Here is a 24,195-nt window from a genome sequence, read left to right as displayed (position 1 = left end):
GAGAGGCCCCGTGCCAGCTCAGACGCCGGCGTAGGAGTGCTTGCTGCTCACGAAGATGTTGACGCCGTAGTAGTTGAACAGGAAGCAGCCGAAGGCGATGAGCGCGATGTACGCGGCCTTCCGGCCCTTCCAGCCGGCCGTCGCGCGCGCGTGCAGGTACGCGGCGTAGCCGACCCACGTGATGAAGGACCAGACCTCCTTGGCGTCCCAGCCCCAGTAGCGGCCCCACGCGTCGCCGGCCCAGATCGCGCCGGCGATGATCGTGAAGGTCCAGAGCGGGAAGACGGCCGCGTTGACCCGGTAGGCGAACTTGTCGAGCGTGGCCGCGGCGGGCAGCCGCTCCAGGACGGAGCGGGCGAAGGAGCCGGGGTTCCCGCCGGTCGCGAGCTTGTTCTCGTACGAGTCGCGGAAGAGGTAGAGCAGGGTCGCGACCGCGCCGATGTAGAAGACCGCGCCGCAGAAGATCGCGGTGGAGACGTGGATCCACAGCCAGTACGAGTCGAGCGCCGGGACCAGCTGGTCGCTGGGGGTCTTCAGCCAGGTCGTGGCCATGCCCAGGTCGAGCAGGACGGTGGTGACCAGGGGGAGGCCGATCCAGCGGACGTTCTTCTTCGCGACGAGGAAGCCGAGGTACGCGCCGACCGCCACCGTCGAGAAGGTGGTGGAGAACTCGTACATGTTGCCCCAGGGGGCCCGCTGCACGGAGAGCGCGCGGGCGACCACGCCCGAGGCCTCGATCAGGAAGGCGAGGACGGTCAGCGAGACGGCGATGCGGCCGTACAGGTCGCCCTTGACCGTGCCGCCGGCCGCGCCGGGACCGTCCGGCACGTCCCGGGTGCCCGCCGCGGAGCGCGTGACGACCTTCGGCTTGTCGAGGACGGCGGTCCCGCCGGCCTGCTTGACCTGGACGCTGACGGCGGCGGGCGCGGCCTCGGCCCGCTGCGTCAGGGCGGCGGCGGTGCGGCCGACCTTGCTGCGGCTGCCGAACACCCACTCGGCGATGTGGGCGAAGAAGGCCAGGGTGTAGACGGCCATCGAGGAGTAGATGAGCAGGTCGCTCATCCGCGCCAGGCTCTCGTTGGTCGTGGCGGCGAGGATCACTTGTCGGCCTCTCCAGAAGGGGCAGGGTCTTCTGCGGGTTCTTCCGCGGGTTCCGGTACGGCTTCCGCCGCCGGGGGCGCCTGGACGGTCAGCGCGACCGCGAGGTCGCCCAGCTCCTCCGGCAGCTTGGCGGACTCGCTGCGGCCGAGCCCCGCCATCTCGACGACGGTGACGCCGTCCTCACCGCGCACGGCCCGGACCCAGACCCGGCGCCGCTGGATGAACAGCGAACCGGTGAGTCCGGCGATCGCGGCGATCGCGCCCGAGAGCGCGAGCCCGTTGCCGGGCTGCTGCGAGATCTGGAAGCTCGCCCATTCCTTGACGTCCTTCTCGAAGGTGATCGAGCCGGCGCCGCCGGGCAGCGTCATGGTCTCGCCGGGCAGCAGGCGCTGCGCCAGCTTGTTGCCGGACGCGTCCGTGTACTGCTTCATCTTGGACTTGTCGAGCTGGTACACGTTCTGCGGCAGACCGGAGTTCACCCGCAGGTCGCCGTGGAAGCCGGTGAGCGCCATGACCGGGAAGTCGAGCGCCGGGAACTGCGAGAACATCGTGCCCTTGCCGGCGCCCGCGAAGGTCGGCACGAAGAAGGCCTGGAAGCCCAGCTGCTCCTTCTTGCCGTTCTTGTCGCGGTAACCGTCCATGACCTTGATCGCGCCGGTCGACGTGATGTTGTTGTCGATGGGGAGCAGCGGCACGGCGCCGTGGAAGACGGTCTTGCCGCGGGGGTCCTTGACGGTGACGACGGGCGCGTAGCCGTGGGCGATCAGGTAGACCTTGGAGTCGCCGACCACGAGGGGCTCGTTGACCCGGATGACGGACTTCTTGTCGGCGCCGCCCTCCGAGTAGGTGACGGCCGCCTCGAAGGTGCGCGGGGTGCCGCGCTGGGGGCCGTTCTTCTCGTAGGTGCCGTTGAAGGAGTCCAGCTTGAAGCTGAAGGGCTGTAGCTCGTCGGTGCCGAACTGGGAGCCGGACTTGAAGTCGTCGTACTGGGTGAGCGTGTTGGAGAAGCCGTCGCCCTCGACGATCAGCTTGCCGCCCTCGGACTTGAAGAGCTGGCCCCAGGCGAAGGCGACGAGCATCACGATCAGGGCGACGTGGAAGGCCAGGTTCCCGGCCTCGCGCAGGTAGCCCTTCTCGGCCGCGACGGCGTCGCCCGCCGTGTGGGCGCGGAAGCGGCGGCCCTTGAGGACGGTGAGCGCGGCCTCGCGGACCTCCTCGGGCTCGGCCCCGGTGCGCCAGGTGGTGTACGCGGGGAGCCGGTCGAGGCGGCGGGGCGCGCCCGGCGGGCGGCTGCGGAGCTGGCCGACGAACTGCCAGCTGCGGGGCACGATGCAGCCGATGAGGGAGACGAAGAGCAGGATGTAGATCGCGGAGAACCATACCGAGCTGTAGACGTCGAAGAACTGGAGCTTCTCGTACAGCGGGGTGAGCGTCCGGTGGGCGTTCTTGAAGGTCTGCACCTTCAGTTCGTCCGCGCTGTTCTGCGGGATGAGGGAGCCGGGGACGGCGCCCAGGGAGAGCATGAAGAGCAGGATCAGCGCGACCCGCATCGAGGTCAGCTGCCGCCAGAACCAGCGGATCCAGCCGATCACCCCGAGCCGGGGGCCGCCGAGGGCGGTGTCCTCCTGGGGAGCGGTCGACAGCCGGTCCCCGGCGCCGCCGAGGCCGTCCTGCTGCTCCGTCGTTTCGGTCTTGCTCATGGAACTCAGATCCCCACCGTGAAGCCGCTGGACCAGCCCTGCATCGTGGCCACCATGCTGTCCCACGCGCCTGTGAGGAGCAGGACACCGGTCACGATCATCATGCCGCCGCCGATCCTCATCACCCAGGCGTAGTGCTTCTTCACCCAGGCGAACGCGCCGAGTGCCTTGCGGAAGGCGATGGCGGTGAGGATGAACGGCAGTCCGAGTCCGAGACAGTACGCGAGGGTCAGCAGCGCCCCGCGTCCGGCACTGGCCTCCTGGGCGGCGAGGGCGTTGACGGCCGCGAGGGTCGGGCCGATGCACGGGGTCCAGCCGATGCCGAAGAGCGCGCCCAGGAGGGGGGCTCCGACGAGGCCGGCGACGGGCCGCTTGTGGAGGCGGAACTCGCGCTGGGTGAACCAGGGCATGAGCCCGAGGAAGAAGACGCCCATGAGGATCATGAGCACGCCGAGGATGGTCGTCAGCGTCTCGCGGTGCTCCTGGAGCGTCCAGCCGAAGTAGCCGAAGAGGGCGCCGCTGGAGACGAAGACGGCGGAGAAGCCGAGGACGAAGAGGGCGGCGCCCGCGGTCATCCGGCCGCGCCGGGCCTCGGCGAGGTCGGTGCCGGTGACGCCGGTCACGTAGCTGAGGTATCCGGGCACGAGCGGCAGGACGCAGGGCGAGAAGAAGGAGACGAGCCCGCCGAGCACGGCGATGGGCAGCGCGAGCAGCAGGGCGCCGCTCATGACCGTCTGGTTGGGGTCCACGTCACTTCTCCGCGAGCAGGGGCTCGATCATCGACCGGAGCTTCTTCTCGTCGAGCGCCATGAGGGAGCGGGCGGCGATCTTGCCCTCCTTGTCGAGGACGACGGTGGAGGGGATCGCCTGCGGGTTGAGCGTGCCCTTGGGGAAGCCGAAGAGGATGAGCTTGCCCTGCGGGTCGTAGAGGCTGGGGTAGGGCACCCCGTAGTCCTCCTCGAAGGCGATCGCGGGCTGCTTGTTGGGGTCGCGGGTGTTGAGTCCGACGAACTCGACGCCCCGGGCCTTGAGGTCCTTGGCGACCTTGGCGAAGTGCGGGGCCTCGGCGCGGCAGGGGCCGCACCAGGAGCCCCAGGCGTTCAGGACGACGATCTTGCCCTTGAGGTCGGCGACGTCGAGCCGCTTGCCGTCGAGGGTCTCGCCCGCGATGTCGTTCGGGGCCGTGCGCTCGCCCTTGGCGACGGTGGAGACACCGCCCGTGTTGGTCACGAAGTTGGTGTTGCCGCCGCCGCCGGACTTGCCGTTGTTCTCGCCGCCGCAGGCCGAGAGCGTCAGGGCGGCGGCGGACAGCAGTCCGACGGCGGCCAGGGTCCGCCGGGTGCGTCGGGGGGCGCGGCTAAGGCTCATGTGAAAAGTTTCGCATGGGCGTTTGGGGGATCTTGGGCACCCCCCTACGTGCCCGTAAAGCCCCTTGTCAAGAGCGGCTAAGCGGCCGGGGTGGACGGGGTGGCGGGCGTGGGCCTGAGGAAGGCGTTCCAGCCGCCCGCGGGCTTCTGGCCGACCTCCAGGGAGCGCAGCTTCTCCAGGATCTTGGGGTCCTGGACGTCGAGCCAGTCGACGAACTGCCGGAAGGAGACGAGCCGGACGTCCTTCTTCCCGGCCATCCCCTTGAGCGCCTCCTCGACGGCGTCCATGTAGATGCCGCCGTTCCACTCCTCGAAGTGGTTGCCGATGAAGAAGGGCGCCCGGTTCGACTCGTACGCGCGCGTGAAGCCGGAGAGGTACGCCTCGGCCGCCTGCTTGCGCCAGCCGGGATAGCGCGAGGGCATGCCCTTGGTCGTGTTCTTCGACTGGTTGGCGAGCATGTTGTAGTCCATGGAGAGGACCTCGAAGGAGTGCCCGGGGAAGGGCACGGCCTGGAGGGGCAGGTCCCAGATGCCCTGGCGCTTGACGGGCCAGGTCTGCCGGCCGCCGGGCGAGCTGGCGTCGTAGCGCCAGTTCAGGCGCTTGGCGGTGGGGAGCAGATTGTCCTGGCCGAGGAGGCAGGGGGTGCGGCCGCCGACGAGCTCCTTGGAGTAGTCGAAGGGCAGCGGGTCGAGGTCGGTCCAGCCGGTGTTGGTCTTCCACTCGGTGACGAACGTGGTCGCCTGGTCGATCTCGCTCTGCCACTGGGCGGGGGTCCAGTTGCCGACGGAGCCGGAGCCGCCGCAGAAGTGGCCGTTGAAGTGGGTGCCGATCTCGTGGCCGTCGAGCCAGGCCTGCCGGACGTGCTTCAGGGTCTCCTTGATGTGCGCGTCGGTGAGGTAGCCGATGTCGGAGGCGCCGACGCGGTTGTTCGGCGGGCGGTAGAGGTTCTTCTTCGCCTCGGGGAGGAGGTAGATCCCGGAGAGGAAGAAGGTCATCGCCGCGTCGTTGTTCCTGGCGAGTTCGAGGAAGCGCGGGAAGAGTCCGTTGCCGACCTCGCCGGCGCCGTCCCAGGAGAAGACGACGAACTGGGGCGGGGTCTGGCCGGGTTCGAGCGGGACGGGGGCGTCGGGCTGGTGCGGCTGCTTGCCGGTGTCGGCGGTGGAACCGTCGCCGATGAGCCGGGCGTCGCCCTTCGTCGGGGTGGGCGTGCCCGGGTCCGCCGAGACGTCACCCCCCTTGCCAGGTCCGGAACGTCCCGGCTTGTCCTGGTTACCGGTGCTGCAAGCGGCGAGTCCCATCGCCGCCGCGGCCCCGACGCCCGCCCCGAGCAGCCCCCTTCGACTGATTCCGCTGATCCCGCGCATGAACATCCCCATTCGCGCTGAAGTATGACCTGAAAGTCATCCAAACCGACAATGAGTGAGATGCGGGGAGGAACACGGAGGTTCCGGAAATTCGCACAAAAATTTCAGGGCGATCGGATGATATGAACCTCATCATCCGATCGCCCTGAACTGTGCCGCCCGGGTGTGCAGCTGTTCCGTGGACCACGTGTCCACGGTGTGAGGATTACGCGCCGAAAGCCTTCGACTTCCCCTTCACCGGCTTCGCGCCCGCCAGGAGATGCGCCGGGACGAGGTCCCGGGCCGGCTCGCTGTACCCCACCGACACGATCTTGTCGCCGCGGTACGTGAACGAGGTCAGCGAGGCCAGCGTGCACTGCCGGCGCCGCGGGTCGTGCCACAGGCGCCGCTTCTCCACGAAGCTGCGCACGATCCAGATCGGCAGCTGGTGGCTGACGCAGACCGCCTCGTGCCCCCGCGCCGCGTCCTTCGCCGCGTCGAGCGCGCCCATCATCCGCACGACCTGCTCGACGTACGGCTCGCCCCAGGACGGCTGGAACGGGTTCGTCAGGTGCTTCCAGTTCGCCGGCTTCCGCAGCGCGCCGTCACCGACGCCGAACGTCTTGCCCTCGAAGACGTTCGCCGCCTCGATGAGCCGCTCGTCGCTCGCCAGATCCAGACCGTGCGTCTTCGCGATCGGCGCCGCCGTCTCCTGCGCCCGCTCCAGCGGGGAGGCGACGACATGCGTGATGTCCCGGGCCGCCAGGCTCTCCGCGACCCGGTCCGCCATCTGCCGGCCCAGCTCGGACAGGTGGTAGCCCGGCCGCCGTCCGTACAGCACGCCGTCGGGGTTGTGCACCTCGCCGTGACGCATCAGGTGGACGACGGTGATGTCCTGGTCGCCCGTGTTCCGCTCGCTCATGCCGTGGCCTCCGCCGCGGCGCGGGCGGCGGCCGGCAGGGCGGCGGCGACGCGCTCGATCGCCCGCTCGTCGTGCGCGGTCGACACGAACCACGACTCGAACGCGGACGGCGGCAGGTACACCCCGTCGGCCAGCATCGAGTGGAAGAACGCGTTGAAGCGGAACGCCTCCTGCCGCTTCGCGTCGTCGTAGTTCCGCACCTCGTCCGCGGTGAAGAACACCGAGAACATGTTGGAGGCGGTCTGCAGCCGGTGCGCCACGCCCTCCTTCGCCAGCGCGGCCGTGACCAGGCCCTGGATCTCCTTGGAGACCGCGTCCACCGTGGCGTACGCGTCCTCGTCGAGCAGCCGCAGCTGCGCGAGCCCGGCGGCGGTCGCGACCGGGTTCCCGGAGAGGGTGCCCGCCTGGTAGACCGGCCCGGCCGGCGCCAGGTGCCCCATGACGTCCGCGCGGCCACCGAACGCGGCCGCCGGGAAGCCGCCGCCCATGACCTTGCCGAAGGTCATCAGGTCCGGCTTCACGCCGTCCACGCCGTACCAGCCGGCCCGGCTCGTACGGAAACCGGTCATCACCTCGTCGGAGACGTACAGCGCGCCGTTCTCCCGGCACAGGTCCGCGAGGCCCTGGTTGAAACCGGCCACCGGCGGGACCACGCCCATGTTGCCCGGCGAGGCCTCGGTGATCACACAGGCGATCTCGCCCGGGTTCGCGGCGAACGCCGCCCGCACCGCCTCCAGGTCGTTGTAGGGCAGCACGATCGTGTCCCCGGCCTGGGCGCCGGTCACACCCGGCGTGTCCGGGAGGCCGAAGGTGGCCAGACCCGAACCGGCCGCGGCGAGCAGCGCGTCCACGTGGCCGTGGTAGCAGCCCGCGAACTTGACGACCTTCGCGCGCCCGGTGAACCCGCGGGCGAGCCGGATCGCGGACATCGTGGCCTCGGTCCCGGAGGACACGAGCCGGACCTGCTCCACCGGCTCGATCCGGGCGACGATCTCCTCGCCGAGCGCGACCTCGCCCTCGCCCGGCGTGCCGAACGAGGTGCCGCGGGCCACCGCGGCCTGCACCGCGGCGGTGACCTCGGGGTGCGCGTGGCCGAGGATCATCGGTCCCCACGAGCAGACCAGGTCGACGTACTCACGACCGTCCGCGTCGGTGAGGTACGGACCGGAACCGGACACCATGAACCGGGGCGTTCCGCCCACGGCCCGGAAGGCACGCACCGGTGAGTTCACGCCGCCGGGCGTCACGAGGGAAGCGCGGTCGAAAAGCGTCTGTGAGACTGGGGCTTCGTATGAATACGGCACTGTGATCCTGACCTGCGAGAACGACTTCGGGCACGACATCGGGAACGGAGGGACGGTGGTGGACATCCTCTGTACTACGCCGGGGCGTACCCCTTCCGCGTCTGCGAAACTGGGGCGACATGGGGATGACTCACGGAATCCATGGTGTCAGAGGCCACGGCGTTCTTGCGGACAGGTGTTTCACCGTACGAACGCGGGGGAGGTCACTGACACGATGATCGGGTTGCGCGGCGGGGTCGTGTTGCCGAGAAAAAGCAGTCGGGTGGAGATATGCATCGCGGTGGCGGACCGGGCGAGGGGACGGACGACCTGGGCCCGGAGTCTGCCCGGCGGGGAAGGCACCGGCGCCGGCGGACCGAGGAGACCCCGGCGGCGGAGGGCCGGCCGAGGCCCGAGCCCGCGGGCGAGCCGCCCCCTGCGACCGGGGGCCGGAGCTTGGGGGTGACGTACAAGTACTTCGGCGCGCCCAACAGCGCCACGGCGGCCCAGGTCCCGATCTCGATGCGCCCCGAGGAGCTCGGCGGCGACGAGCTCGGCATGGGCGGGATGTTCACCAAGATCAAGCCCGAGACGATAGCCGCCATGGTCCTGACCGGCATCCAGGGCATGCCCCTGCACAAGGTGCCGCCGCTGGAACTGGTCGTGCTGCACCCGGACTACGCCGTGGTGAAGCTGCCGATGACCGTGGTCGACCCGCTGCGCGGGATCGGCGAGGAGTCGGTCGGCGCCGCCGCCTTCATCTGGTCGACGGTGCCGGACCGGGGCGGCCCGCGCGACGCCTTCGACGTCTACCAGCTGCTCCACGAGTGGCAGGACTTCTCGGTCCGCCTCCACGAGGCGGGCCACCAGCCGTACTGCCTGGTGTGGCCGTGAGCCGCTGACGCTCACGGCCGGTCGGCCGCCGCCCTGGCCCGCTCGGCGGCCAGCTCGCGGGCGGACGCCAGCCGGTAGGGGACGTCGACGACCACGACGTTCTTCATGAACAGCAGACGCGTCTTGAGGCGCAGCGCGCTCTGGTTGTGCAGCGGCTGCTCCCACCAGTGCCCCACCACGTACTCGGGGATGACGACCGAGACCACCGAGTCCGCCGTCCGTCCGGGCGCGTCGCGGACGTGCCGCAGGATCGGCTGGACGAGCGAGCGGTACGGGGAGCTGAGCACCCGCAGCGGCACGTCGATGCCGTGCGCCTCCCAGGTCGCGCGGAGCACCTCCGCCTCCGCCGGGTCCTCGGCGACGGTGACGGCGGCGAGGGAGTCGGCGTGCAGGGTCTTCGCGTACGACAGGGCCCGGAGGCTCGGCGCGTTCACGGAGGCCACGAGGACCAGGACGTGGTTCGCGGCGAGGGGGTGGGGGCGCTCCCCGGGGCCGACGGCTACCTCCGCGGCGACCGTGTCGTAGTGCCGCCGGACCCCCTTCATCCCGGCGTAGAGCACGGGCATCGCGATGACGACCAGCCAGGCGCCGTGGGTGAACTTGGTGATGAGGACGATGACCAGGACGACCGCCGTCAGGCAGGCGCCGAAGGCGTTGATCGCGAGGCGGCGGCGGATCGAGTGGCGGGCGGTGGCCCCCGCGGGGCCGGCGAGTTCACGCCGCCAGTGCTTGACCATGCCGGCCTGGGACAGGGTGAAGGAGACGAAGACGCCGATGATGTACAGCTGGATGAGGCGGGTCAGCTGCGCGTCGAAGGCCACGATCAGGGCGATGGCGGCGAGCGCGAGGAGGACGATGCCGTTGGAGTGGACGAGCCGGTCGCCGCGGTGGAAGAGCTGGCGGGGCGCGAAGCGGTCCCGGCCGAGGACGGACGCGAGCATCGGGAAGCCGTTGAAGGCGGTGTTGGCCGCGAGGACCAGGACGCCGGCGGTGACGGCCTGGAGCGCGTAGAAGAGGACGTGCCAGTCGCCGAAGGTGGCCCGTCCGATCTGGGCGAGCGCCGTGGACATCGGGGTGCCCGGAGGGAGCCCGAGTTCGGTGGGGTCCTCCGCGACGTGGACCTCGTAGACCATGGCAAGCACGGTGATCCCGAAGAACATGGTCGCGGAAAAGGCGCCCATGATCGCGAGCGTCATGGCCGCGTTCCGGCTCTTCGGCTTCGCGAACGCCGGCACGCCGTTGCTGACGGCCTCGACGCCGGTCAGGGCGGTGCAGCCGGAGGCGAAGGCACGCAGGGCGAGCAGGACGAGCGCGATCCCCGAGTAGGTGGAGACCTTGTCCACGGGCAGGTCCGCGGACTCGGCGCGGATCGTCGCGCCGGTCGCCATCCGGACGGCGGCCACGGCGAACATCAGGTAGATGACGCCGATAAACGCGTACGTGGGGACGGCGAACCAGCGCCCCGACTCGCGGACCCCCCGCAGGTTCATCCAGGCCAGGAGCGCGACGAAGAACACCGAAAGGGCCACCGCGTGCCCGTCGAGCGAGGGGGCCGCCGAGGTGATGGCGGCGACCCCGGAGACGACCGACACGGCCACGGTCATCACGTAGTCGATGAGCAGCGCGGAGGCGGCGGTCAGCGCCGCCCGCTGTCCGAGGTTCTCGGCGGAGACGACGTAGGCCCCGCCGCCGCCCGGATAGGCGTAGCAGGTCTGCCGGTACGAGGCCACGACGACCAGCAGCAGGACGACGATGCCGACCGCCGCGTACCAGGCCAGATGGAGCACGGCGAGGCCGCCGAGGGCGAGGACGAGAAGGATCTCCTCGGTGGCGTACGCGACCGAGGACAGCGGGTCGCTGCAGAAGACCGGCAGGGCCACCCGCTTGGGCAGCAGCGTCTCCCCGAGCCGCCCGCTGTCCAACGGACGACCTACCAACAGGCGTTTCGCCGCACTTCCAGCTCTCATAAGTGCTGAAGTTAGGACGAATGGTATCTAATGCGCGGAAGCCGCGCCCTGTGGGGACCCGTACGCCCCCGCGGGAGTCCCGACGAGGAAGGACCCGACGCGTGAGCGCAGGAGGCATGGCAGGCCGGCCGATGCAGATCGGCGAGGTCGCCGCACGGACCGAACTGCCGCTGCGGACCATCCGGCAGTACGAGGACAGCGGGCTGGTCGTCCCGTCCGCGGCCTCACAGGGCGGCTTCCCGCTCTACACGGACGCGGACGTGTCCCGGCTGATGGTCGTGCGGCGCATGAAGCCGCTCGGCTTCACCCTCGACGAGACCCGCGAACTCCTCACGGCGGTGGACCGGCTGTCCGCCGACCGCCCGGGCACGGACGCGGAACTCGAACCGGACGAGCGGTCGGCCCTCGTCGCCCGCGTCCGCCGCTACGAGGCCGCCGCGGCGGAACGCGTCGCCGAGCTCCGGGCCCAGCTCACCCGGGCCGAGGAGTTCGCCTCCTCGCTCCGCACGAGGCTCGGGGCCGCTTAGGGGGCGGGGCGGGGCGTCAGGGCGGCTTCGGGGGCAGGCCCTCGGCGGGCGCCGGGCAGGTCGTCGGCACCGCTCAGGGGGCCAGGGCCTCCGCGAGGACGCGGAAGAAGCGGGCGTACGCGGCCGGGCTCGGCGGGGTCTCGGGGTTCCACGGGGTGAGGCGCACCCCGGAGGGCAGCTCGTACGGCGGGGTCGCGTGCTCCCGCTCGTCGAAGAGGACCAGACCCGGGCGGAGCCCGGCGGCCCCGGCCCAGTCCCCGGTGAGCCAGTTGGCGCCCGGCCCGGGCCCCGGGTCGAGCAGCCGCACGCCGAGCCCGGCGAGGTGCGCGAGCTCCGGCCAGGCGGCCGGACGGGCCAGGTGCACCTGCTCGGGCCCGGCACCGGAGAGCGCCAGGACGGCGGGCGCCGACGGGGCGGCGGCGACGCGGCGGAGCTCGGCCTCCGCGGCGGCGAGCTCCCGGTCCGGGGCCGTGCGCACCGGCTCCGCGCCGAGGCCCGCGGCCAGCGCGGCGAAGCGGTCGAGGATCGCCGGAAGGGTGAGCTCGTTGCCGACCGAGAGCGCCGCGAGCGGGACCCCCGGCGGCGCGGCGACGGCCTCGTCGAGCGCGTACGGGCTCTTGCCGTCGTAGGTCACGTCGACGATCAGGTCCGGGCGCACCTCCCGCAGGACCTCCGCGTCCAGGGCCCGGCCCGGTCCGAGGTACGGCACCCCGGCCGCCGCCAGACCGCCCGCCTTCGCCGGATCCAGGGCGGCGCCGTCGTGCCCGGAGCCGTACACGGCGACCGGCTCCACCCCCAGGTCGAGCAGGGCCGCGCCCGCCCGCACGTACGCCACCACCCGCGCGGGGACGCGCTCCGCCCCCAGCTCCGTACCCCTGTCGTCCGTGAATCCCCATGCCTGCGCTCCGGACATGCGGCTGCTCCTCCCCGGCCGGAATCTCCCTCGCCCGTCACCTTGGAACGGTTCCCCGGCCCGCACAAGAGGGCCTCCGGGAGGCGGCCGCCGGGGTGGGGACTTTGGTCCCGGCCCCCCTGCCGAAAGTCCCCCGGGGTGGTGTTAACTGAACGGGTCGGGAGGAAACAGTAGGAATCGTCGATGCCGTCGTGCCCGCGCGCCACCTGCCGGGGCGCGCCGGACGCGGGCGGCCCTCACGCCCTGGAGTGCGCCATGTCCTTGCCCGGCCAGTTCTCGGACCCCCGTGTGATCACCCTCTTCGGCCTGCTCGCCGTGTCCACGGTGGCCTGGCTGACGCTGAGCCTGCGCGCCCGCGCCCGGACCCGCCGCGATCCGGCCGGCACCCCGCTGGAGCGCGTCTGGCACCCGCAGGAGTCGGTGCCGCTGACCCCCGCGGAGGAGCACGCCTTCGGCCAGGTCGTGTCCCGGCTCACCCCGGGCCCGGCGGGCCGCCTGCGCTGACGGGCCTCGCCGCGAGCCCGGCCCGATCGACAAGACACCCCCTAGCATCCTGGCCATGCCCGCATCAGCGCCCCAGCCCCGCCGGGACACCCGGGGCATCGTCGACCCCGCCGAGCTGCTCTCCCGGGTCCGCTTCCGCCGGCACGCCCCGGCGCCCGAGCTGCGGCCCTACCTGGAGCACTACTGGCTGATCGACTGGGAGCTGCCGGAGCCGTACGCGAGCCACCTCGTCCCGCACCCCTCGGTGAACGTCGTCTTCCAGCGGTACGGGGCACTGGGCTCCCCCGCCGCCGAGGCGAGCGCCTCGGCCGAGGTGTCGGGGGTCGGGCTCGGCCTGTTCACGCAGAAGCTCTCGGACGCGGGCCGGGTCTGCGGCGTGCAGTTCCGTCCCGGCGGTTTCCGGCCCTTCGCGCCCGCGTGGCCGGTGTCGGAGTGGACGGGCCGCCGGGTGCCGCTGGCGGAGGTCTTCCCGGCGCCGCCGCCCGGCGGCACCGGGGCGGACCCGCTCACCGCCGTGCTCGGCCCCGACGAGGACCACGCGCGCGTGGCGGCGCTCGACGCCTTCCTCCTGGCCCGCGGCCCCGCGCCCGACCCGGCGGCCGGGCAGGCCATGGAACTGGTGGACCTGATCCGCTCGGACCGCTCGGTCCGCAAGGTGTCCCGGCTGGCCGCCGCGAGCGGCCTGTCCTCGCGCTCGCTCCAGCGGCTGTTCGCCGGTCACGTGGGCGTGGGGCCGAAGTGGGTGATCCTGCGCTACCGGATCCACGAGGCCCTGGAGCGGGCCGAGGCCGCGGGCCCCCCGGACTGGGCCGCGCTCGCCGCCGAGCTGGGCTACAGCGACCAGGCCCATCTCGTACGGGACTTCACGGCGACGATCGGGGCCTCGCCGACCGCGTACGCCCGCGCGGTGTCAGTGCCCTGACCTACCGTACGGGCATGACCGACGACACAGCGCACGTCCGCCTGGAAGCCTGGTCCGAGGGGGACGCGGCCCTGCTGCGCGCCCTGAACGCACCGGAGTTGATGGACCATCTCGGCGGCCCCGAGACCGAGGAGCAGCTCGACCGGCGGCACCGGCGGTACGTGGACCTGAGCGCCGACGCGGCGGGCACGGGGCGCATGTTCCGGATCGTGCTGCTGCCGGAGGAGGCCGTGGTGGGCAGCATCGGCTTCTGGGCGCAGACCTGGGACGGCGAGCCGGTGTACGAGACGGGGTGGGCGGTGCTGCCCGGCTTCCAGGGCCGGGGCCTGGCGACGTCCGCCACGCGCGCGGTGGTCGCCGAGGCCCGGGCGGCGGGGCTGCGCCGCCATCTGCACGCCTTCCCGTCCGCGGACAACGCCGCGTCGAACGCGGTGTGCCGCAAGGCGGGGTTCGAGCTGCTCGGCGAGCGGGACTTCGAGTACCCGCCGGGGAACCCGATGCGCTGCAACGACTGGCGGTTCGACCTCGGCCAGGGGGTGTAGGCGCGGAGGCGTCGGCCCTGGCCGAGTAGGGTCTGCCGGTTCCGGCCGCGCCTACTCGGCTCGGGCCTGTGGGTCCGGTCCCGCTCTGCTCGGCTCGGGCCTGCCGGCTCCGGCCCGCTCTACTCGGCCTGGGCCTGTCGGGCCTGGCCCGCGTCCGGCGCGGTGAGCGGCCGGCTGAAGTGGAAGGCCACGATGTCGAAGCGCTCGCGCAGGTAGAAGCGGTGGGCGCCGGTGCGGTGGGTGCCGGAGTCCAGGTTGAGCTCGCGGCAGCCGGCCGCGCGGGCGTGCTCCTCCAGGTGGGCGACGAGCGCGTGCCCGACGCCGGTGGAGCGCTCGGCGGCGGCGGTCACCAGGTCGTCGACGTAGAGCTGGCGCAGGGAGCTGGTGTTGTTGACGATCCGCCAGCCGGCGGCACCGACGCAGCGGCCCTCGTCCGTCCAGGCGGCGCTGAACCGCAGCCCCTCGGCGTGCCCGGCCTCGTAGACCTCGCGGAAGAGCTCCGGGGTGAGGTGGGGGCGGAGCTCGGAGAGGACCGGCAGGAGGTCGCTCTCCAGGCGGGGGTCGCCGGGGGCGAGGTCGGTGATCTTCATGCCGGGACGGTACCCCAGGTTTTTTCAGGGTTGACGGGCGCGGCACGGTCGCGGATATTTGACTGCGCCACGCAGATGATGCGCAGCGCAGAAGACTCTGGAGGATCTCCCATGACCGTTCTCGTCACCGGAAGCCGCGGCCGCGTCGCCGCCACCCTGCTCGGCCTGCTCGCCGCCGCCGGCGTCGAGGCCAGGGCCGGATCCAGGAACCCCGACGCCCTCTCCCCACCCCCGGACGTGGCCGCGGTCCGCTGCGATCTCACCGACCCGGCCACCTTCGACGCCGCCCTGGACGGCGTGGAATCCGTCTTCCTGTACGCGGAGGCCGCCCACGTCGGCACCTTCGCCGACCGGGCCCGCGCCGCCGGCGTCCGGCACATCGCCCTGCTCTCCTCCAGCTCCGTCCTCGCCCCGGACGCCGCCGGGAACGCGATCGCGGCCTCGCACCTCGCGGCCGAGCGCGCCCTGTCGGCCGCCGCGGAGTCGGGCGCCTTCGAGGCCACCGTCCTCCAGCCCGGCGCCTTCGCCACGAACGCCCTGCAGTGGGCGTGGCCGCTCAGGGAGGGCCACGGACCGGCCCTGCCGTATCCGCACGCGCACAGCGACCCGATCCACGAGCTGGACCTCGCCGAAGCCGCCTTCGCGGTCCTCACCGAGCCCCGGCTGCGCGGTTCCTCGCACCTGCTGACCGGCCCCGAGTCGCTGGACTTCGCCGAGCAGCTGGCGATCGTGGCCGAGGTGACGGGCCGGCCGGCGCCCTACACGACCGTCACGCCCGAGGCGTGGAAGACGTCGGTCACCCCGTTCATGCCGGAGCCGTTCGCGGACGCCCTCCTCGCGTACTGGTCCTCGCAGGACGGCCGCCCGACCCCGCTGACGGAGACCGTCGAGACCCTGACGGGCCACGCTCCCCGCACCTTCCGCACCTGGGCGGAGGACCACGCCGAGGCCTTCGACCCGGCCGCCGCGCGCGGCCTCCCCCGCGTCTGAGGCCGCGCCACCGGCACGACGCCGACCGGTGCGGGGCACGGGGTGGGGCCCGGGGTGGGCGCGGCGGCGAATCCAGTGGCCCCGGACCGAACCGCGGTGCCATCCTGACCCCGTGAACGGACCGGAGATCCAGATCAGCTTCGCCCCCGGACTGCACCTCTTCGTCTCGGCGGAGCGGCGCGGCGGCCTCACCCCCCTCACCACCGACGGGACCTCGTCCCTGGGGCACGTCGTGGAATCGGTGGGGGTGCCCCTGACCGAGGCGGGCCGCCTGCTGGTGGACGGACGGCCCGTCGACGCCTCGCACGTGCCGGTCGCGGGCGAGACCGTCCGGGTGGAGGAGGCCGTCCGCCCGCAGCCGGTGCCGGGCGCCCCGCTCCGGTTCCTGCTCGACGTGCACCTCGGCACGCTGGCCCGGCGGCTGCGGCTGCTCGGCGTGGACGCGGCGTACGAGAGCGAGGACATCGGCGACCCCGCCCTGGCCGCGCTCTCCGCGCGGGAGCGGCGCGTCATGCTCTCCCGGGACCGCGGCCTGCTGCGGCGACGCGAGCTGTGGGCCGGCGCGTACGTCTACAGCGACCGGCCGGAGGACCAGCTCCGCGACGTGCTGGAGCGGTTCGCGCCGGCACTGGCGCCCTGGACCCGCTGCACGGCGTGCAACGGGGAGCTGAGCGGCGCCGACAAGGACGCGGTGCGCGAGCGGCTGGAGCAGGGCACCGAGAAGACGTACGACGTGTTCGCGCAGTGCGTGGCGTGCGGCAGGGTGTACTGGCGGGGCGCGCACCACGCCCGCCTGGAGGCGATCGTCACCGACGCGGTGCGGGAGTTCGGCGCGGCGACGCCTCACTGAGCCGCGGCGAGAGGCCCGGTCACGGCCGCCGATCCGACCGCCCGCCCGGCAGCGGACCCGGCCCCGGCCTCAGGCGAGGTCGCCGCCGCGCAGCCGCTCGACCTGTGCGGCGCTGACCTCGACGGTGCGCCGCATGTGGGCGATGAGCAGCGCGACCTCGGCATCGCTGTACACGTCGAACATCGTGCCCCAGGTGCTGTTGAGCTTCCGCCAGAGATCGCCGAGCTCGGCCATCCGCAGGGGGACGAGGGCGACGAGGACCCGGCGCCGGTCCTCCGTGTCGCGCTCGCGGGTGACGTAGCCGGAGCGTTCGAGCCGGTCCACGAGCCGGGTCGCGGAGCCGGTGGTGAGCCCGGTCAGCTCCGCGACCCGCCCGGTGGTCACGGGGCCTTCCTCCAGGCTGAGGAGGTTCAGGCACTGCACGTCGGTCGGGTGGAGACCCAGGTGGTCGGCGACGGCCTGGTTGAACAGGGCGTAGGCGGCCATGTAGCGGCGGGCCTCCCCGTACAGCTCGGTCATGAGCGCTTCGCGCCGGCCGGACCTCTTCTGCGTCATGCAGAGATTGTACGGTCCAGGCACCGCCGGGTCAGGGGTCGTGCGGGCCCGCGCTCACGGCGCCTCGGCGGTCAGATAGCGCTGCACGGTCGGAGCCAGCCAGGCCACGACCTCCTCGGTGGACATCTCGGCCACCGGCGGCAGCCGCAGCACGTATCGGGTCAGCGCCATGCCGAGGATCTGGGAGGCGACGAGCCCGGCCCGGCGCGGGGCGTCCTCCGGATCGGGGCAGACGCCCCGGGTGACCGGGCCGAGCTGCCGGGTGAAGATCTCCCGCATGCGCGCGGCCCCGGCCTCGTTCGTCACGCCCACCCGGAGCATCGCGGTGAGGACCTCGTCGCGCTCCCAGCGCTCCAGGAAGTGGGTGACGAGGACGGCCCCGACGTGCCGCGCGGGCAGGGCGCCCAGTTCGGGCAGGCCGATCTCGACCTCGGAGGCGGCGGCGAAGAGCCCCTCCTTGTTGCCGTAGTAGCGCATCACCATCGACGGGTCGATCCCCGCGTCGCGGGCGATGGCCCGGATGGTGGCGCGCTCGTACCCGTCGGAGGCGAAGCGCTCGCGGGCGGCCTCCAGGATGGCGGCCCGGGTGGCGTCGGAGCGGCGGACGGTCGTCATGTCAACAACTGTAGGCCAACGGGTGTTGACACGCCATTCGGGCCGCCCTACCGTTGCCAACAAGCGTTGACCAACACCTGTTGGCAAACGATCGTGGGCATCCCGGAGGCAGCCATGAGCACCACGGACACGGACGTACTCGTCGTCGGAGCGGGCCCCACCGGCCTCCTCCTCGCCGGAGACCTCGCCACCGCCGGCATCGACGTCACCCTCGTCGAGCGCCGCCCGGCCGGCCTCGGCAACCTGACCCGCGCCTTCGGCGTCCACGCCCGCACCCTGGAGCAGCTCGACGCCCGGGGCCTCGCCGAGGAACTCCTCACCACCGGCACCACCCTCACCACGGCCCGGCTCTTCGGCCGCCTCGACCTGGACATGACCCGGCTGCCCACCCGCTTCAACCACCTGCTCGTCACCCCGCAGTACGAGGTCGAGCGCCTCCTGGAGCGCCGGGCCGCCGCCGCGGGCGCCACCTTCCGCCACGGCACCGAGCTGACCGGACTCCACCAGGACACCGACGGCGTCACCGCGCAGCTCACCGACCCCGACGGCACCCCCCGTACCCTCCGCGCCCGCTACCTGGTCGGCACGGACGGCGTCCGCAGCTCCGTCCGCACCGCCCTCGGCCTGCCGTTCCCCGGCCGCTCCGTCATCCGCTCGATCGTCCTCGCCGACGTGCGCCTCACCGAGGAACCCACCGACTCCTTCAGCGTCAACGGCACCGGAGACACCTTCGCCTTCCTCGCCCCCTTCGGCGACGGCTGGTACCGCGTCATGGGCTGGACCCGCACCCGCCAGGTCGCCGACACCGAGCCCGTCGACCTCGACGAGGTCCGCGCGATCGCCCGCCGCGCCCTCGGCACCGACCACGGCATGCACGACCCCCGCTGGATCTCCCGCTTCCACAGCGACGAGCGCCAGGCCCCCGCCTACCGCGTCGGCCGGGCCTTCCTCGCCGGGGACGCCGCCCACGTCCACTCCCCCGCCGGCGGCCAGGGCATGAACACCGGACTCCAGGACGCCGCCAACCTCTCCTGGAAGCTCACCGCCGTGCTCCGCGGTGAGGCCCCCGACCCCGAGGCCCTCCTCGACAGCTACCAGTCCGAGCGCCACCCCGTCGGCGCGATGGTCCTCCGCAGCAGCGGCGCCATCGTCCGCCTCGCGATGGCCCACACCCCCCTCACCCGCGCGGCCCGCTCCCTCGCCGCCCGCCTCCTGAGCGCCGCCCGGCCCGCCTCCGACCGCGCCCTCGGCATGATCAGCGGCATCGGCATCTCCTACGCCCCCGCCCCGGGCACCGGCCGCCCCTCCGGCCGCCGCGCCCCCGACGTCCCCCTGCGCGAGGGACGGCTCCACGAACTGCTCCGCCGGGGCGAGTTCGTCCTCATCGCCCCGGCGGGAGCCGCCCCGGCCCTCCCGGCCTCAGCCCCCGTCGGCCCGAAGCACCTCGTCCGGGCCACCTGGACGGACCCGGCGAAGAAGGCGGCGGTCCTGGTCCGCCCCGACGGATACGTCCAGTGGGCGCGCCCCTGACCGCCGGGCCCGGCAGCCGGGCTCAGAAGACGTACGGATCCCCCGTGGCGAGCACCAGCACCCGGTGCCGGTCGTTCAGCGGATCCGGGTCGGCCGCGCCGTCCCGCCAGGCCGTGGTCACCTCGACCGTCATCTCCTCCGGGAAGGCCGCCGTCCGCAGATCGAGCGCCAGCTCACCCGCACCGCCCACGGCCCGGAGCGCGCCCGTCCGGCAGGACACCACCCGGTCACTGCTCCACAGACAGGACGGCGGCAGCTCCGGGCCGCCCGCCATCGGCACGGAGAAGGCCAGCCGGACCGTGGCCTGGGAGACGTCGGAAGGCCCGTGGTTCTCGCTGACCAGCCAGACGCCGACCCTCCCGTCCCACAGCGAGACATGCCCGTGGTGGGACAGATCCGCCTCGGCCCCGGCCGGCGCACCCGCCCCGGCGGCCGCGCTCCCACCCGTACCGGTCACGACCACGGCCGCGAGAGCGACCCCGAGCACACCCTTCCGCAATCCACGCATGGGCACAAAATAACCACAACTCATCACATCTTCTGACAAGCCGTCGGCCCGCGTGTCCCATGGCAGGCTGCCCCCATGCCGATCGCCCGCTCCATCGCCCTGTTCGTCCTCGCCGCCCTCTTCGAGATCGGCGGCGCCTGGCTCGTCTGGCAAGGCGTCCGCGAGCACCGCGGCTGGATCTGGATCGGCGCCGGAGTCCTCGCCCTCGGCGTCTACGGCTTCGTCGCCACCCTCCAGCCCGACGCCGAGTTCGGCCGCGTCCTCGCCGCCTACGGCGGAGTCTTCGTCGCCGGCTCCCTCGCCTGGGGCATGGCCGCCGACGGCTACCGCCCCGACCGCTGGGACGTCACCGGCGCCCTCGTCTGCCTCGCCGGCATGGCCGTGATCATGTACGCCCCGCGCGGCCGCTGACCCCACCCCGCCTATCCTGACCGGGCGATCGACCCGCAATCGACCACACGCGCGAGGAGCACGTCATGACAGCCGCCGGCACCCCCATCGCCGTCATCACCGGAGCCAGCAGCGGCATCGGCGCCGCCACCGCCCGGCAACTGGCCGCCGCCGGCTACCGCGTGGTCCTCACCGCCCGCCGCAAGGACCGCATCGAGGCCCTCGCCGCCGAGATCAACGAAGCCGGCCACCAGGCCACCGCCTACGCCCTCGACGTCACCGACCGCACCGCCGTCGACGAGTTCGCCACCGCCTTCCGCAGCCTCGCCGTCCTCGTCAACAACGCCGGCGGCGCCCTCGGAGCCGACCCCGTCGCCACCGGCGACCCCGAGGACTGGCGCCGGATGTACGAGGTCAACGTCCTCGGCACCCTCCACGTCACCCAGGCCCTGCTCCCCGCCCTCACCGCGAGCGGCGACGGCACGGTGGTCGTCCTCTCCTCCACCGCGGGCCACTCCACGTACGAGGGCGGCGGCGGCTACGTGGCCGCCAAGAACGGCGCCCGCGTCCTGGCCGAGACCCTCCGCCTGGAGATCGTCGGCACCCCGGTCCGGGTCATCGAGATCGCCCCCGGCATGGTGAAGACGGACGAGTTCGCCACGACCCGCTTCCGCGGCGACGCGGAGAAGGCGGCCAAGGTCTACGCCGGAGTGGCCGAACCCCTCACGGCCGACGACGTCGCCGACACGATCACCTGGGCCTGCACCCGCCCCCCGCACGTCAACATCGACCTCCTGGTCGTCCGCCCCCGCGCCCAGGCCTCCAACACCAAGGTCCACCGCGAGCTGTGACGCGTCCGGGTGAACCAGCTGGACCACCCGGACAGGACCCTCACGCGCCCGCGCTGCTTGGCGTCGGCACCCTCGCGCCCACGTTCATGAACCTGGAGATCCCCGCGTACGCCTACGGGAACCGACGACGGGGTGCCGCGCCGGCGGCACCCCGTTCCGGTGGGCTCCTCAGCCCTTCACGCAGATGAGCTGCTTCAGCTTGGCGACGACCTCCACCAGGTCCCGCTGCTGGTCGATCACCTTCTCGATCGGCTTGTAGGCGCCCGGAATCTCGTCCACGACGCCGGAGTCCTTGCGGCACTCCACACCCCGCGTCTGGTCCTCCAGGTCCTTCGCCGAGAAGCGCCTCTTGGCCTCGCTCCGGCTCATCCTCCGGCCGGCGCCGTGCGAGGCGGAGTTGAAGGACGCCACGTTCCCGAGGCCCTTCACGATGTACGAACCCGTGCCCATCGAGCCCGGGATGATCCCGAACTCCCCGGAGCCGGCCCGGATCGCGCCCTTCCGCGTAACCAGCATGTCCATGCCCTCGTACCGCTCCTCCGCCACGTAGTTGTGGTGGCAGGAGATCACCGGCTCGAAGGTCACCCGGGCCTTGCGGAACTCCCGCCGGACGACCTCCTGGAAGAGCGCCATCATGATCGCGCGGTTGTACTTGGCGTACTCCTGCGCCCAGAAGAGGTCGTGGCGGTAGGCGGCCATCTGCGGCGTGTCCGCGACGAACACCGCCAGGTCACGGTCGACGAGCCCCTGGTTGTGCGGCAGCTTCTGCGCCTCGCCGATGTGGTACTCGGCCAGCTCCTTGCCGATGTTCCGGGACCCGGAGTGCAGCATGAGCCACACCGAACCAGACACATCAACGCAAAGCTCCACAAAATGGTTGCCCTGCCCGAGCGTTCCCATCTGCTGGCCCGCTCGTTCGCGACGGAACTTGACTGATTCCGCCACCCCGTCGAACCGCGACCAGAAGTCCTCCCAGCCCGCCGTCGGGAACTGGAACAGCCGCTTCGGGTTCACCGCCTCGCGATGCAGGCCCCGGCCGACCGGGATCGCCTGCTCGATCTTGGAGCGCAGTCGGGACAGGTCACCCGGCAGGTCGTTCGCCGTCAGGGACGTCTTCACGGCCGACATCCCGCAGCCGATGTCCACGCCGACCGCCGCCGGACAGACCGCCCCCTGCATCGCGATCACCGAACCGACCGTCGCGCCCTTGCCGTAGTGCACGTCCGGCATCACGGCCAGGCCCTTGATCCACGGCAGCGTCGCCACGTTGTGCAGCTGCCGCATGGCGCCGTCCTCCACCGAGGCGGGGTCGGCCCACATCCTGATCGGCACTTTCGCGCCCGGCACCTCTACGTACGACATACTCCCTCAATTCCCCCGAAAAGTCTGATAACGCAAAAACCGGAGCCAAAGCCCGTACAGGTGACAGCGGACCGGCATCAACGGCTGCGTGTGCGATAGACATTGTGTCCATCGGCCGGGTTCGCGCGGCAAACAGTTTTCGGGAATGACTTCAGGTGAAGGGAGCCTGGGACGTGCAGCGAAAGAGGTACGTACCCGGTCGCACCGGGTCCACCGTTCGTACCGCCGTCGCCCTCGCGCTCGGCCTCGGCCTGGGCGCCGGGCTCACCGCCTGCTCCGGCGGCGCCCCCGCCGACGGCGTCGCGGTCGACGCCAAGGCCGGCCCGGCCGTCGCCGTCGCACCGCCCGGGCGCTACCGCACCCTCTTCGAGCCCTGCGGCGCCGTCCCGCAGGCCACCCTCAAGGACCTCCTCCCGGGCGCCGCCGACCTCCCCGACGCGGAGCGCGACAAGGCGTACCGGGGCGTCGCGGCCGTCACGTACGACACCGACCGGCGCGTCGGCTGCACGTGGCGGGCCGAGACCCCCGAGGCCTCGCACTGGGTCTCCCTCGACATCGAGCGGGTCGTGTCGTACGACGCGGCCGTCAGCGACGACGACCGGGCGCAGGAGGTGTACGTCCGCAAGCAGCTCGCGGCGGGCATCCCGCTGGCACCCACGGCCCCGCCCACCCCGTCGGGCACCCCCTCGGGCACCCCGTCGGGCACCCCTTCCGGCAGTTCCGCGGGGACACCGTCGGGGGCTCCCTCGGGGACGCCGTCCGCCACCGGTTCGCCGGCCGCGACGTCCCCGGTCGCGGACAGGTCCCCGGCGTCCGGAGCTCCGTCCGCCACCACCACCCCGACCCCCGCCACGACGGGTCTGGAACCGCGCGTCCTGACGGGCCTCGGGGACATCGCGTACCTCGACGACGTGCTCAGCACGGTCGGCGCGGACGGTCATCAGCGTGCCGTGAGCGTGGTGTTCCGCACATCGAACGTGATCGTGACGGTGTCCTACCGGGAGCAGACGGCGGGTGCCGTCGATGCCCCCGACAGCGCGGAACTGCAGGAAAAGGCCCGGAATCTGGCCCGGCGGCTCGCCGAGCGGCTGGAGGAGTAGCGGTCCGCATCCGCTCCGTGAGCGGACGGCGACCACGTAACGTGTCGGCGTACTCCCGGCCGACCAGCGACTGAAGGAACCATGCAGCGATCAGCTCCGCGAACGCGACTCACCCGCATACTCGCCTGCGCCGCCGTCCCGGTGATGCTCGTCGCCGCGGGCTGCTCCTCGGACTCCGGCGACTCCGGGAAGGCGGCGGGGCAGGGGCAGGACAAGACGTCCGCGTCGGCGTCCGTGACGCCTTCGCCGTCGCAGACGACGAAGACGGTCGATCCGCCGAGGTTCGCGAAGCTGCCCGAGGTGTGCAAGTCGGTCTCGGCGAAGACGACGGCGGCGCTGGTGCCCAAGGCGAAGACGAAGAACGGCACGCCCGCCGCGTCGAGCGATCTGACCAGCCGGGGCGGCTGCTCGTGGAACGGTCTTGAGGACAAGGGCGTGAAGGGCTCGCAGTACCGGTGGCTGGACGTGTCCTTCTACCGGTACGACTCCGACGCGGCGCTCGGCAGCGGTCAGGACCGCGCGCACGAGAACCTGGCGAAGGAGCTCGCCAAGATCGAGCAGACGCCGGGTGCGAAGAAGCTGAAGACGGTTTCGTCCGCGGGCATCGGCGACGAGGCGAAGACGGTCACGTACCAGCTGCGCAAGACGGACGAGGACTTCGTGTACACGTCGATCGTGGCGCGTACGGGGAACGTGCTGGTGCTGCTGTCGTACAACGGTGCCGGTTACGCGGGGGCCGAGACGCCGTCGGAGAAGACGGTGACGGACGGTGCGGTGAAGGCGGTCAAGGAGGCTGTCGCGTCAGTCGCGGCAGCCAACAAGTAGTCACAAACCAGCACGGAGTGGCACTTTCGCGCGGAGCCCGTCC

General features: G+C 72.2%; 26 protein-coding genes. 12 read left to right on the top strand and 14 right to left on the bottom strand.

Annotated elements, in window-relative coordinates; genetic code table 11:
- Nucleotides 1-18: 18 nt before the first annotated feature.
- From ccsB to hemL, 7 genes are all read right to left on the bottom strand, one after another.
- On the bottom strand, nt 19-1,101 hold the full coding sequence (ccsB, locus tag ACFYXU_RS34085; protein WP_361394451.1) for a c-type cytochrome biogenesis protein CcsB: 1,083 nt from the start codon (nt 1,099-1,101) through the stop codon (nt 19-21).
- Nucleotides 1,098-2,801 carry a cytochrome c biogenesis protein ResB gene (locus tag ACFYXU_RS34080; protein ID WP_376511772.1) on the bottom strand — a complete coding sequence of 568 codons (1,704 nt, stop codon included), beginning with the start codon at nt 2,799-2,801 and terminating at the stop codon, nt 1,098-1,100. The genes ccsB and ACFYXU_RS34080 overlap by 4 nt, the downstream gene beginning before the upstream one ends.
- A 5-nt stretch (nt 2,802-2,806) precedes the next feature.
- The gene (locus ACFYXU_RS34075) at nt 2,807-3,529 is read right to left on the bottom strand and encodes a cytochrome c biogenesis protein CcdA (protein WP_361395032.1); all 723 of its coding nucleotides are present in this window, start codon (nt 3,527-3,529) and stop codon (nt 2,807-2,809) included.
- A gap of 22 nt (nt 3,530-3,551) precedes the next feature.
- Entirely contained in the window at nt 3,552-4,169 is a 618-nt protein-coding gene (locus ACFYXU_RS34070) for a TlpA family protein disulfide reductase (RefSeq protein ID WP_389408883.1), read from the bottom strand.
- Nucleotides 4,170-4,246: 77 nt separating this feature from the next.
- Nucleotides 4,247-5,524, bottom strand: a complete 1,278-nt coding sequence (locus tag ACFYXU_RS34065; RefSeq protein ID WP_389461695.1) for a hypothetical protein — start codon at nt 5,522-5,524, stop codon at nt 4,247-4,249.
- Between the two features lie 214 nt (nt 5,525-5,738).
- Complete coding sequence (locus ACFYXU_RS34060; RefSeq protein WP_376511769.1) at nt 5,739-6,434, bottom strand: histidine phosphatase family protein; 696 nt, start codon at nt 6,432-6,434, stop codon at nt 5,739-5,741.
- Nucleotides 6,431-7,777, bottom strand: coding sequence for a glutamate-1-semialdehyde 2,1-aminomutase (gene hemL / locus ACFYXU_RS34055; RefSeq protein ID WP_329853390.1), 1,347 nt, complete (start codon nt 7,775-7,777; stop codon nt 6,431-6,433). The genes ACFYXU_RS34060 and hemL overlap by 4 nt, the downstream gene beginning before the upstream one ends.
- Nucleotides 7,778-8,008: 231 nt before the next feature.
- Here hemL and ACFYXU_RS34050 point away from each other — a divergent pair, with 231 nt between their 5' ends.
- On the top strand, nt 8,009-8,611 hold the full coding sequence (locus ACFYXU_RS34050; RefSeq protein ID WP_376511767.1) for a hypothetical protein: 603 nt from the start codon (nt 8,009-8,011) through the stop codon (nt 8,609-8,611).
- 11 nt (nt 8,612-8,622) lie between these two features.
- Here the strand turns inward: ACFYXU_RS34050 and ACFYXU_RS34045 are convergent, their stop codons facing one another.
- Complete coding sequence (locus tag ACFYXU_RS34045) at nt 8,623-10,578, bottom strand: APC family permease (RefSeq protein WP_376511765.1); 1,956 nt, start codon at nt 10,576-10,578, stop codon at nt 8,623-8,625.
- 116 nt (nt 10,579-10,694) lie between these two features.
- On the opposite strand from ACFYXU_RS34045, the gene ACFYXU_RS34040 reads away from it, so the two are divergent.
- Complete coding sequence (locus ACFYXU_RS34040; protein WP_376511763.1) at nt 10,695-11,105, top strand: MerR family transcriptional regulator; 411 nt, start codon at nt 10,695-10,697, stop codon at nt 11,103-11,105.
- Nucleotides 11,106-11,178: 73 nt separating this feature from the next.
- On the opposite strand, the gene ACFYXU_RS34035 is transcribed toward ACFYXU_RS34040, so the two are convergent.
- Entirely contained in the window at nt 11,179-12,018 is an 840-nt protein-coding gene (locus tag ACFYXU_RS34035) for an ABC transporter substrate-binding protein (RefSeq protein ID WP_389408886.1), read from the bottom strand.
- 255 nt (nt 12,019-12,273) lie between these two features.
- Here ACFYXU_RS34035 and ACFYXU_RS34030 point away from each other — a divergent pair, with 255 nt between their 5' ends.
- Genes ACFYXU_RS34030 through ACFYXU_RS34020 form a run of 3 tightly spaced genes read left to right on the top strand, consistent with a single transcriptional unit; the run spans nt 12,274 to nt 13,986 of the window.
- Complete coding sequence (locus tag ACFYXU_RS34030; RefSeq protein WP_329853059.1) at nt 12,274-12,522, top strand: hypothetical protein; 249 nt, start codon at nt 12,274-12,276, stop codon at nt 12,520-12,522.
- 55 nt (nt 12,523-12,577) lie between these two features.
- A complete protein-coding gene (locus ACFYXU_RS34025) occupies nt 12,578-13,444 on the top strand; it encodes a DUF6597 domain-containing transcriptional factor (protein WP_389408888.1) in 867 nt (288 codons plus the stop codon).
- A 14-nt stretch (nt 13,445-13,458) separates the two neighbouring features.
- The gene (locus ACFYXU_RS34020) at nt 13,459-13,986 is read left to right on the top strand and encodes a GNAT family N-acetyltransferase (protein WP_389408889.1); all 528 of its coding nucleotides are present in this window, start codon (nt 13,459-13,461) and stop codon (nt 13,984-13,986) included.
- A 119-nt stretch (nt 13,987-14,105) separates the two neighbouring features.
- On the opposite strand, the gene ACFYXU_RS34015 is transcribed toward ACFYXU_RS34020, so the two are convergent.
- Nucleotides 14,106-14,576, bottom strand: coding sequence for a GNAT family N-acetyltransferase (locus tag ACFYXU_RS34015; protein WP_376511755.1), 471 nt, complete (start codon nt 14,574-14,576; stop codon nt 14,106-14,108).
- A 111-nt stretch (nt 14,577-14,687) separates the two neighbouring features.
- Here ACFYXU_RS34015 and ACFYXU_RS34010 point away from each other — a divergent pair, with 111 nt between their 5' ends.
- Nucleotides 14,688-15,566 carry an NAD(P)H-binding protein gene (locus tag ACFYXU_RS34010; protein ID WP_389461484.1) on the top strand — a complete coding sequence of 293 codons (879 nt, stop codon included), beginning with the start codon at nt 14,688-14,690 and terminating at the stop codon, nt 15,564-15,566.
- 112 nt (nt 15,567-15,678) lie between these two features.
- The gene (locus ACFYXU_RS34005) at nt 15,679-16,416 is read left to right on the top strand and encodes a Mut7-C RNAse domain-containing protein (protein WP_389461482.1); all 738 of its coding nucleotides are present in this window, start codon (nt 15,679-15,681) and stop codon (nt 16,414-16,416) included.
- 69 nt (nt 16,417-16,485) lie between these two features.
- Here ACFYXU_RS34005 and ACFYXU_RS34000 read toward each other — a convergent pair whose 3' ends face one another.
- Both ACFYXU_RS34000 and ACFYXU_RS33995 read right to left on the bottom strand, forming a co-directional pair.
- Nucleotides 16,486-16,971 carry a MarR family winged helix-turn-helix transcriptional regulator gene (locus ACFYXU_RS34000; protein ID WP_389461480.1) on the bottom strand — a complete coding sequence of 162 codons (486 nt, stop codon included), beginning with the start codon at nt 16,969-16,971 and terminating at the stop codon, nt 16,486-16,488.
- A gap of 54 nt (nt 16,972-17,025) precedes the next feature.
- Nucleotides 17,026-17,586 (bottom strand): TetR family transcriptional regulator, encoded by a 561-nt coding sequence (locus tag ACFYXU_RS33995; protein ID WP_389408892.1) that lies wholly within the window; start codon nt 17,584-17,586, stop codon nt 17,026-17,028.
- A gap of 114 nt (nt 17,587-17,700) precedes the next feature.
- On the opposite strand from ACFYXU_RS33995, the gene ACFYXU_RS33990 reads away from it, so the two are divergent.
- Nucleotides 17,701-19,116, top strand: coding sequence for an FAD-dependent oxidoreductase (locus tag ACFYXU_RS33990; protein ID WP_389461478.1), 1,416 nt, complete (start codon nt 17,701-17,703; stop codon nt 19,114-19,116).
- A gap of 22 nt (nt 19,117-19,138) precedes the next feature.
- Here the strand turns inward: ACFYXU_RS33990 and ACFYXU_RS33985 are convergent, their stop codons facing one another.
- A complete protein-coding gene (locus ACFYXU_RS33985) occupies nt 19,139-19,624 on the bottom strand; it encodes a hypothetical protein (protein WP_329857913.1) in 486 nt (161 codons plus the stop codon).
- A gap of 75 nt (nt 19,625-19,699) precedes the next feature.
- Between ACFYXU_RS33985 and ACFYXU_RS33980 the strand changes: the two genes are divergently transcribed.
- The gene (locus ACFYXU_RS33980) at nt 19,700-20,035 is read left to right on the top strand and encodes a YnfA family protein (protein ID WP_329857914.1); all 336 of its coding nucleotides are present in this window, start codon (nt 19,700-19,702) and stop codon (nt 20,033-20,035) included.
- Between the two features lie 65 nt (nt 20,036-20,100).
- Entirely contained in the window at nt 20,101-20,865 is a 765-nt protein-coding gene (locus tag ACFYXU_RS33975; protein WP_376511744.1) for an SDR family NAD(P)-dependent oxidoreductase, read from the top strand.
- A gap of 168 nt (nt 20,866-21,033) precedes the next feature.
- Here the strand turns inward: ACFYXU_RS33975 and ACFYXU_RS33970 are convergent, their stop codons facing one another.
- Entirely contained in the window at nt 21,034-22,227 is a 1,194-nt protein-coding gene (locus ACFYXU_RS33970) for an RtcB family protein (RefSeq protein WP_389408893.1), read from the bottom strand.
- Nucleotides 22,228-22,400: 173 nt separating this feature from the next.
- Between ACFYXU_RS33970 and ACFYXU_RS33965 the strand changes: the two genes are divergently transcribed.
- Nucleotides 22,401-23,327, top strand: a complete 927-nt coding sequence (locus ACFYXU_RS33965) for a DUF3558 domain-containing protein (RefSeq protein WP_389461476.1) — start codon at nt 22,401-22,403, stop codon at nt 23,325-23,327.
- Nucleotides 23,328-23,408: 81 nt separating this feature from the next.
- Entirely contained in the window at nt 23,409-24,152 is a 744-nt protein-coding gene (locus tag ACFYXU_RS33960) for a DUF3558 domain-containing protein (RefSeq protein WP_389408895.1), read from the top strand.
- The last annotated feature ends 43 nt before the right edge of the window (nt 24,153-24,195 follow it).

The sequence above is a fragment of the Streptomyces sp. NPDC002232 genome, assembly GCF_042890295.1.
Taxonomy (GTDB): Bacteria; Actinomycetota; Actinomycetes; order Streptomycetales; family Streptomycetaceae; genus Streptomyces.
The sequence above is the reverse complement of the archived record's forward strand: the minus strand, read 5'-3'. Positions and strand labels throughout refer to the sequence as shown.

Bases quoted from the DNA above. Each gene is read 5' to 3' on its own strand.
- ACFYXU_RS34080 (WP_376511772.1), bottom strand. From the start codon at position 2,801: ATGAGCAAGACCGAAACGACGGAGCAGCAGGACGGCCTCGGCGGCGCC.
- ACFYXU_RS34075 (WP_361395032.1), bottom strand. From the start codon at position 3,529: ATGAGCGGCGCCCTGCTGCTCGCGCTGCCCATCGCCGTGCTCGGCGGG.
- ACFYXU_RS34070 (WP_389408883.1), bottom strand. From the start codon at position 4,169: ATGAGCCTTAGCCGCGCCCCCCGACGCACCCGGCGGACCCTGGCCGCC.
- ACFYXU_RS34060 (WP_376511769.1), bottom strand. From the start codon at position 6,434: ATGAGCGAGCGGAACACGGGCGACCAGGACATCACCGTCGTCCACCTG.
- hemL (WP_329853390.1), bottom strand. From the start codon at position 7,777: ATGTCGTGCCCGAAGTCGTTCTCGCAGGTCAGGATCACAGTGCCGTAT.
- ACFYXU_RS34050 (WP_376511767.1), top strand. From the start codon at position 8,009: ATGCATCGCGGTGGCGGACCGGGCGAGGGGACGGACGACCTGGGCCCG.
- ACFYXU_RS34045 (WP_376511765.1), bottom strand. From the start codon at position 10,578: ATGAGAGCTGGAAGTGCGGCGAAACGCCTGTTGGTAGGTCGTCCGTTG.
- ACFYXU_RS34040 (WP_376511763.1), top strand. From the start codon at position 10,695: ATGGCAGGCCGGCCGATGCAGATCGGCGAGGTCGCCGCACGGACCGAA.
- ACFYXU_RS34035 (WP_389408886.1), bottom strand. From the start codon at position 12,018: ATGTCCGGAGCGCAGGCATGGGGATTCACGGACGACAGGGGTACGGAG.
- ACFYXU_RS34030 (WP_329853059.1), top strand. From the start codon at position 12,274: ATGTCCTTGCCCGGCCAGTTCTCGGACCCCCGTGTGATCACCCTCTTC.
- ACFYXU_RS34025 (WP_389408888.1), top strand. From the start codon at position 12,578: ATGCCCGCATCAGCGCCCCAGCCCCGCCGGGACACCCGGGGCATCGTC.
- ACFYXU_RS34020 (WP_389408889.1), top strand. From the start codon at position 13,459: ATGACCGACGACACAGCGCACGTCCGCCTGGAAGCCTGGTCCGAGGGG.
- ACFYXU_RS34015 (WP_376511755.1), bottom strand. From the start codon at position 14,576: ATGAAGATCACCGACCTCGCCCCCGGCGACCCCCGCCTGGAGAGCGAC.
- ACFYXU_RS34010 (WP_389461484.1), top strand. From the start codon at position 14,688: ATGACCGTTCTCGTCACCGGAAGCCGCGGCCGCGTCGCCGCCACCCTG.
- ACFYXU_RS34000 (WP_389461480.1), bottom strand. From the start codon at position 16,971: ATGACGCAGAAGAGGTCCGGCCGGCGCGAAGCGCTCATGACCGAGCTG.
- ACFYXU_RS33995 (WP_389408892.1), bottom strand. From the start codon at position 17,586: ATGACGACCGTCCGCCGCTCCGACGCCACCCGGGCCGCCATCCTGGAG.
- ACFYXU_RS33990 (WP_389461478.1), top strand. From the start codon at position 17,701: ATGAGCACCACGGACACGGACGTACTCGTCGTCGGAGCGGGCCCCACC.
- ACFYXU_RS33985 (WP_329857913.1), bottom strand. From the start codon at position 19,624: ATGCGTGGATTGCGGAAGGGTGTGCTCGGGGTCGCTCTCGCGGCCGTG.
- ACFYXU_RS33980 (WP_329857914.1), top strand. From the start codon at position 19,700: ATGCCGATCGCCCGCTCCATCGCCCTGTTCGTCCTCGCCGCCCTCTTC.
- ACFYXU_RS33975 (WP_376511744.1), top strand. From the start codon at position 20,101: ATGACAGCCGCCGGCACCCCCATCGCCGTCATCACCGGAGCCAGCAGC.
- ACFYXU_RS33970 (WP_389408893.1), bottom strand. From the start codon at position 22,227: ATGTCGTACGTAGAGGTGCCGGGCGCGAAAGTGCCGATCAGGATGTGG.
- ACFYXU_RS33960 (WP_389408895.1), top strand. From the start codon at position 23,409: ATGCAGCGATCAGCTCCGCGAACGCGACTCACCCGCATACTCGCCTGC.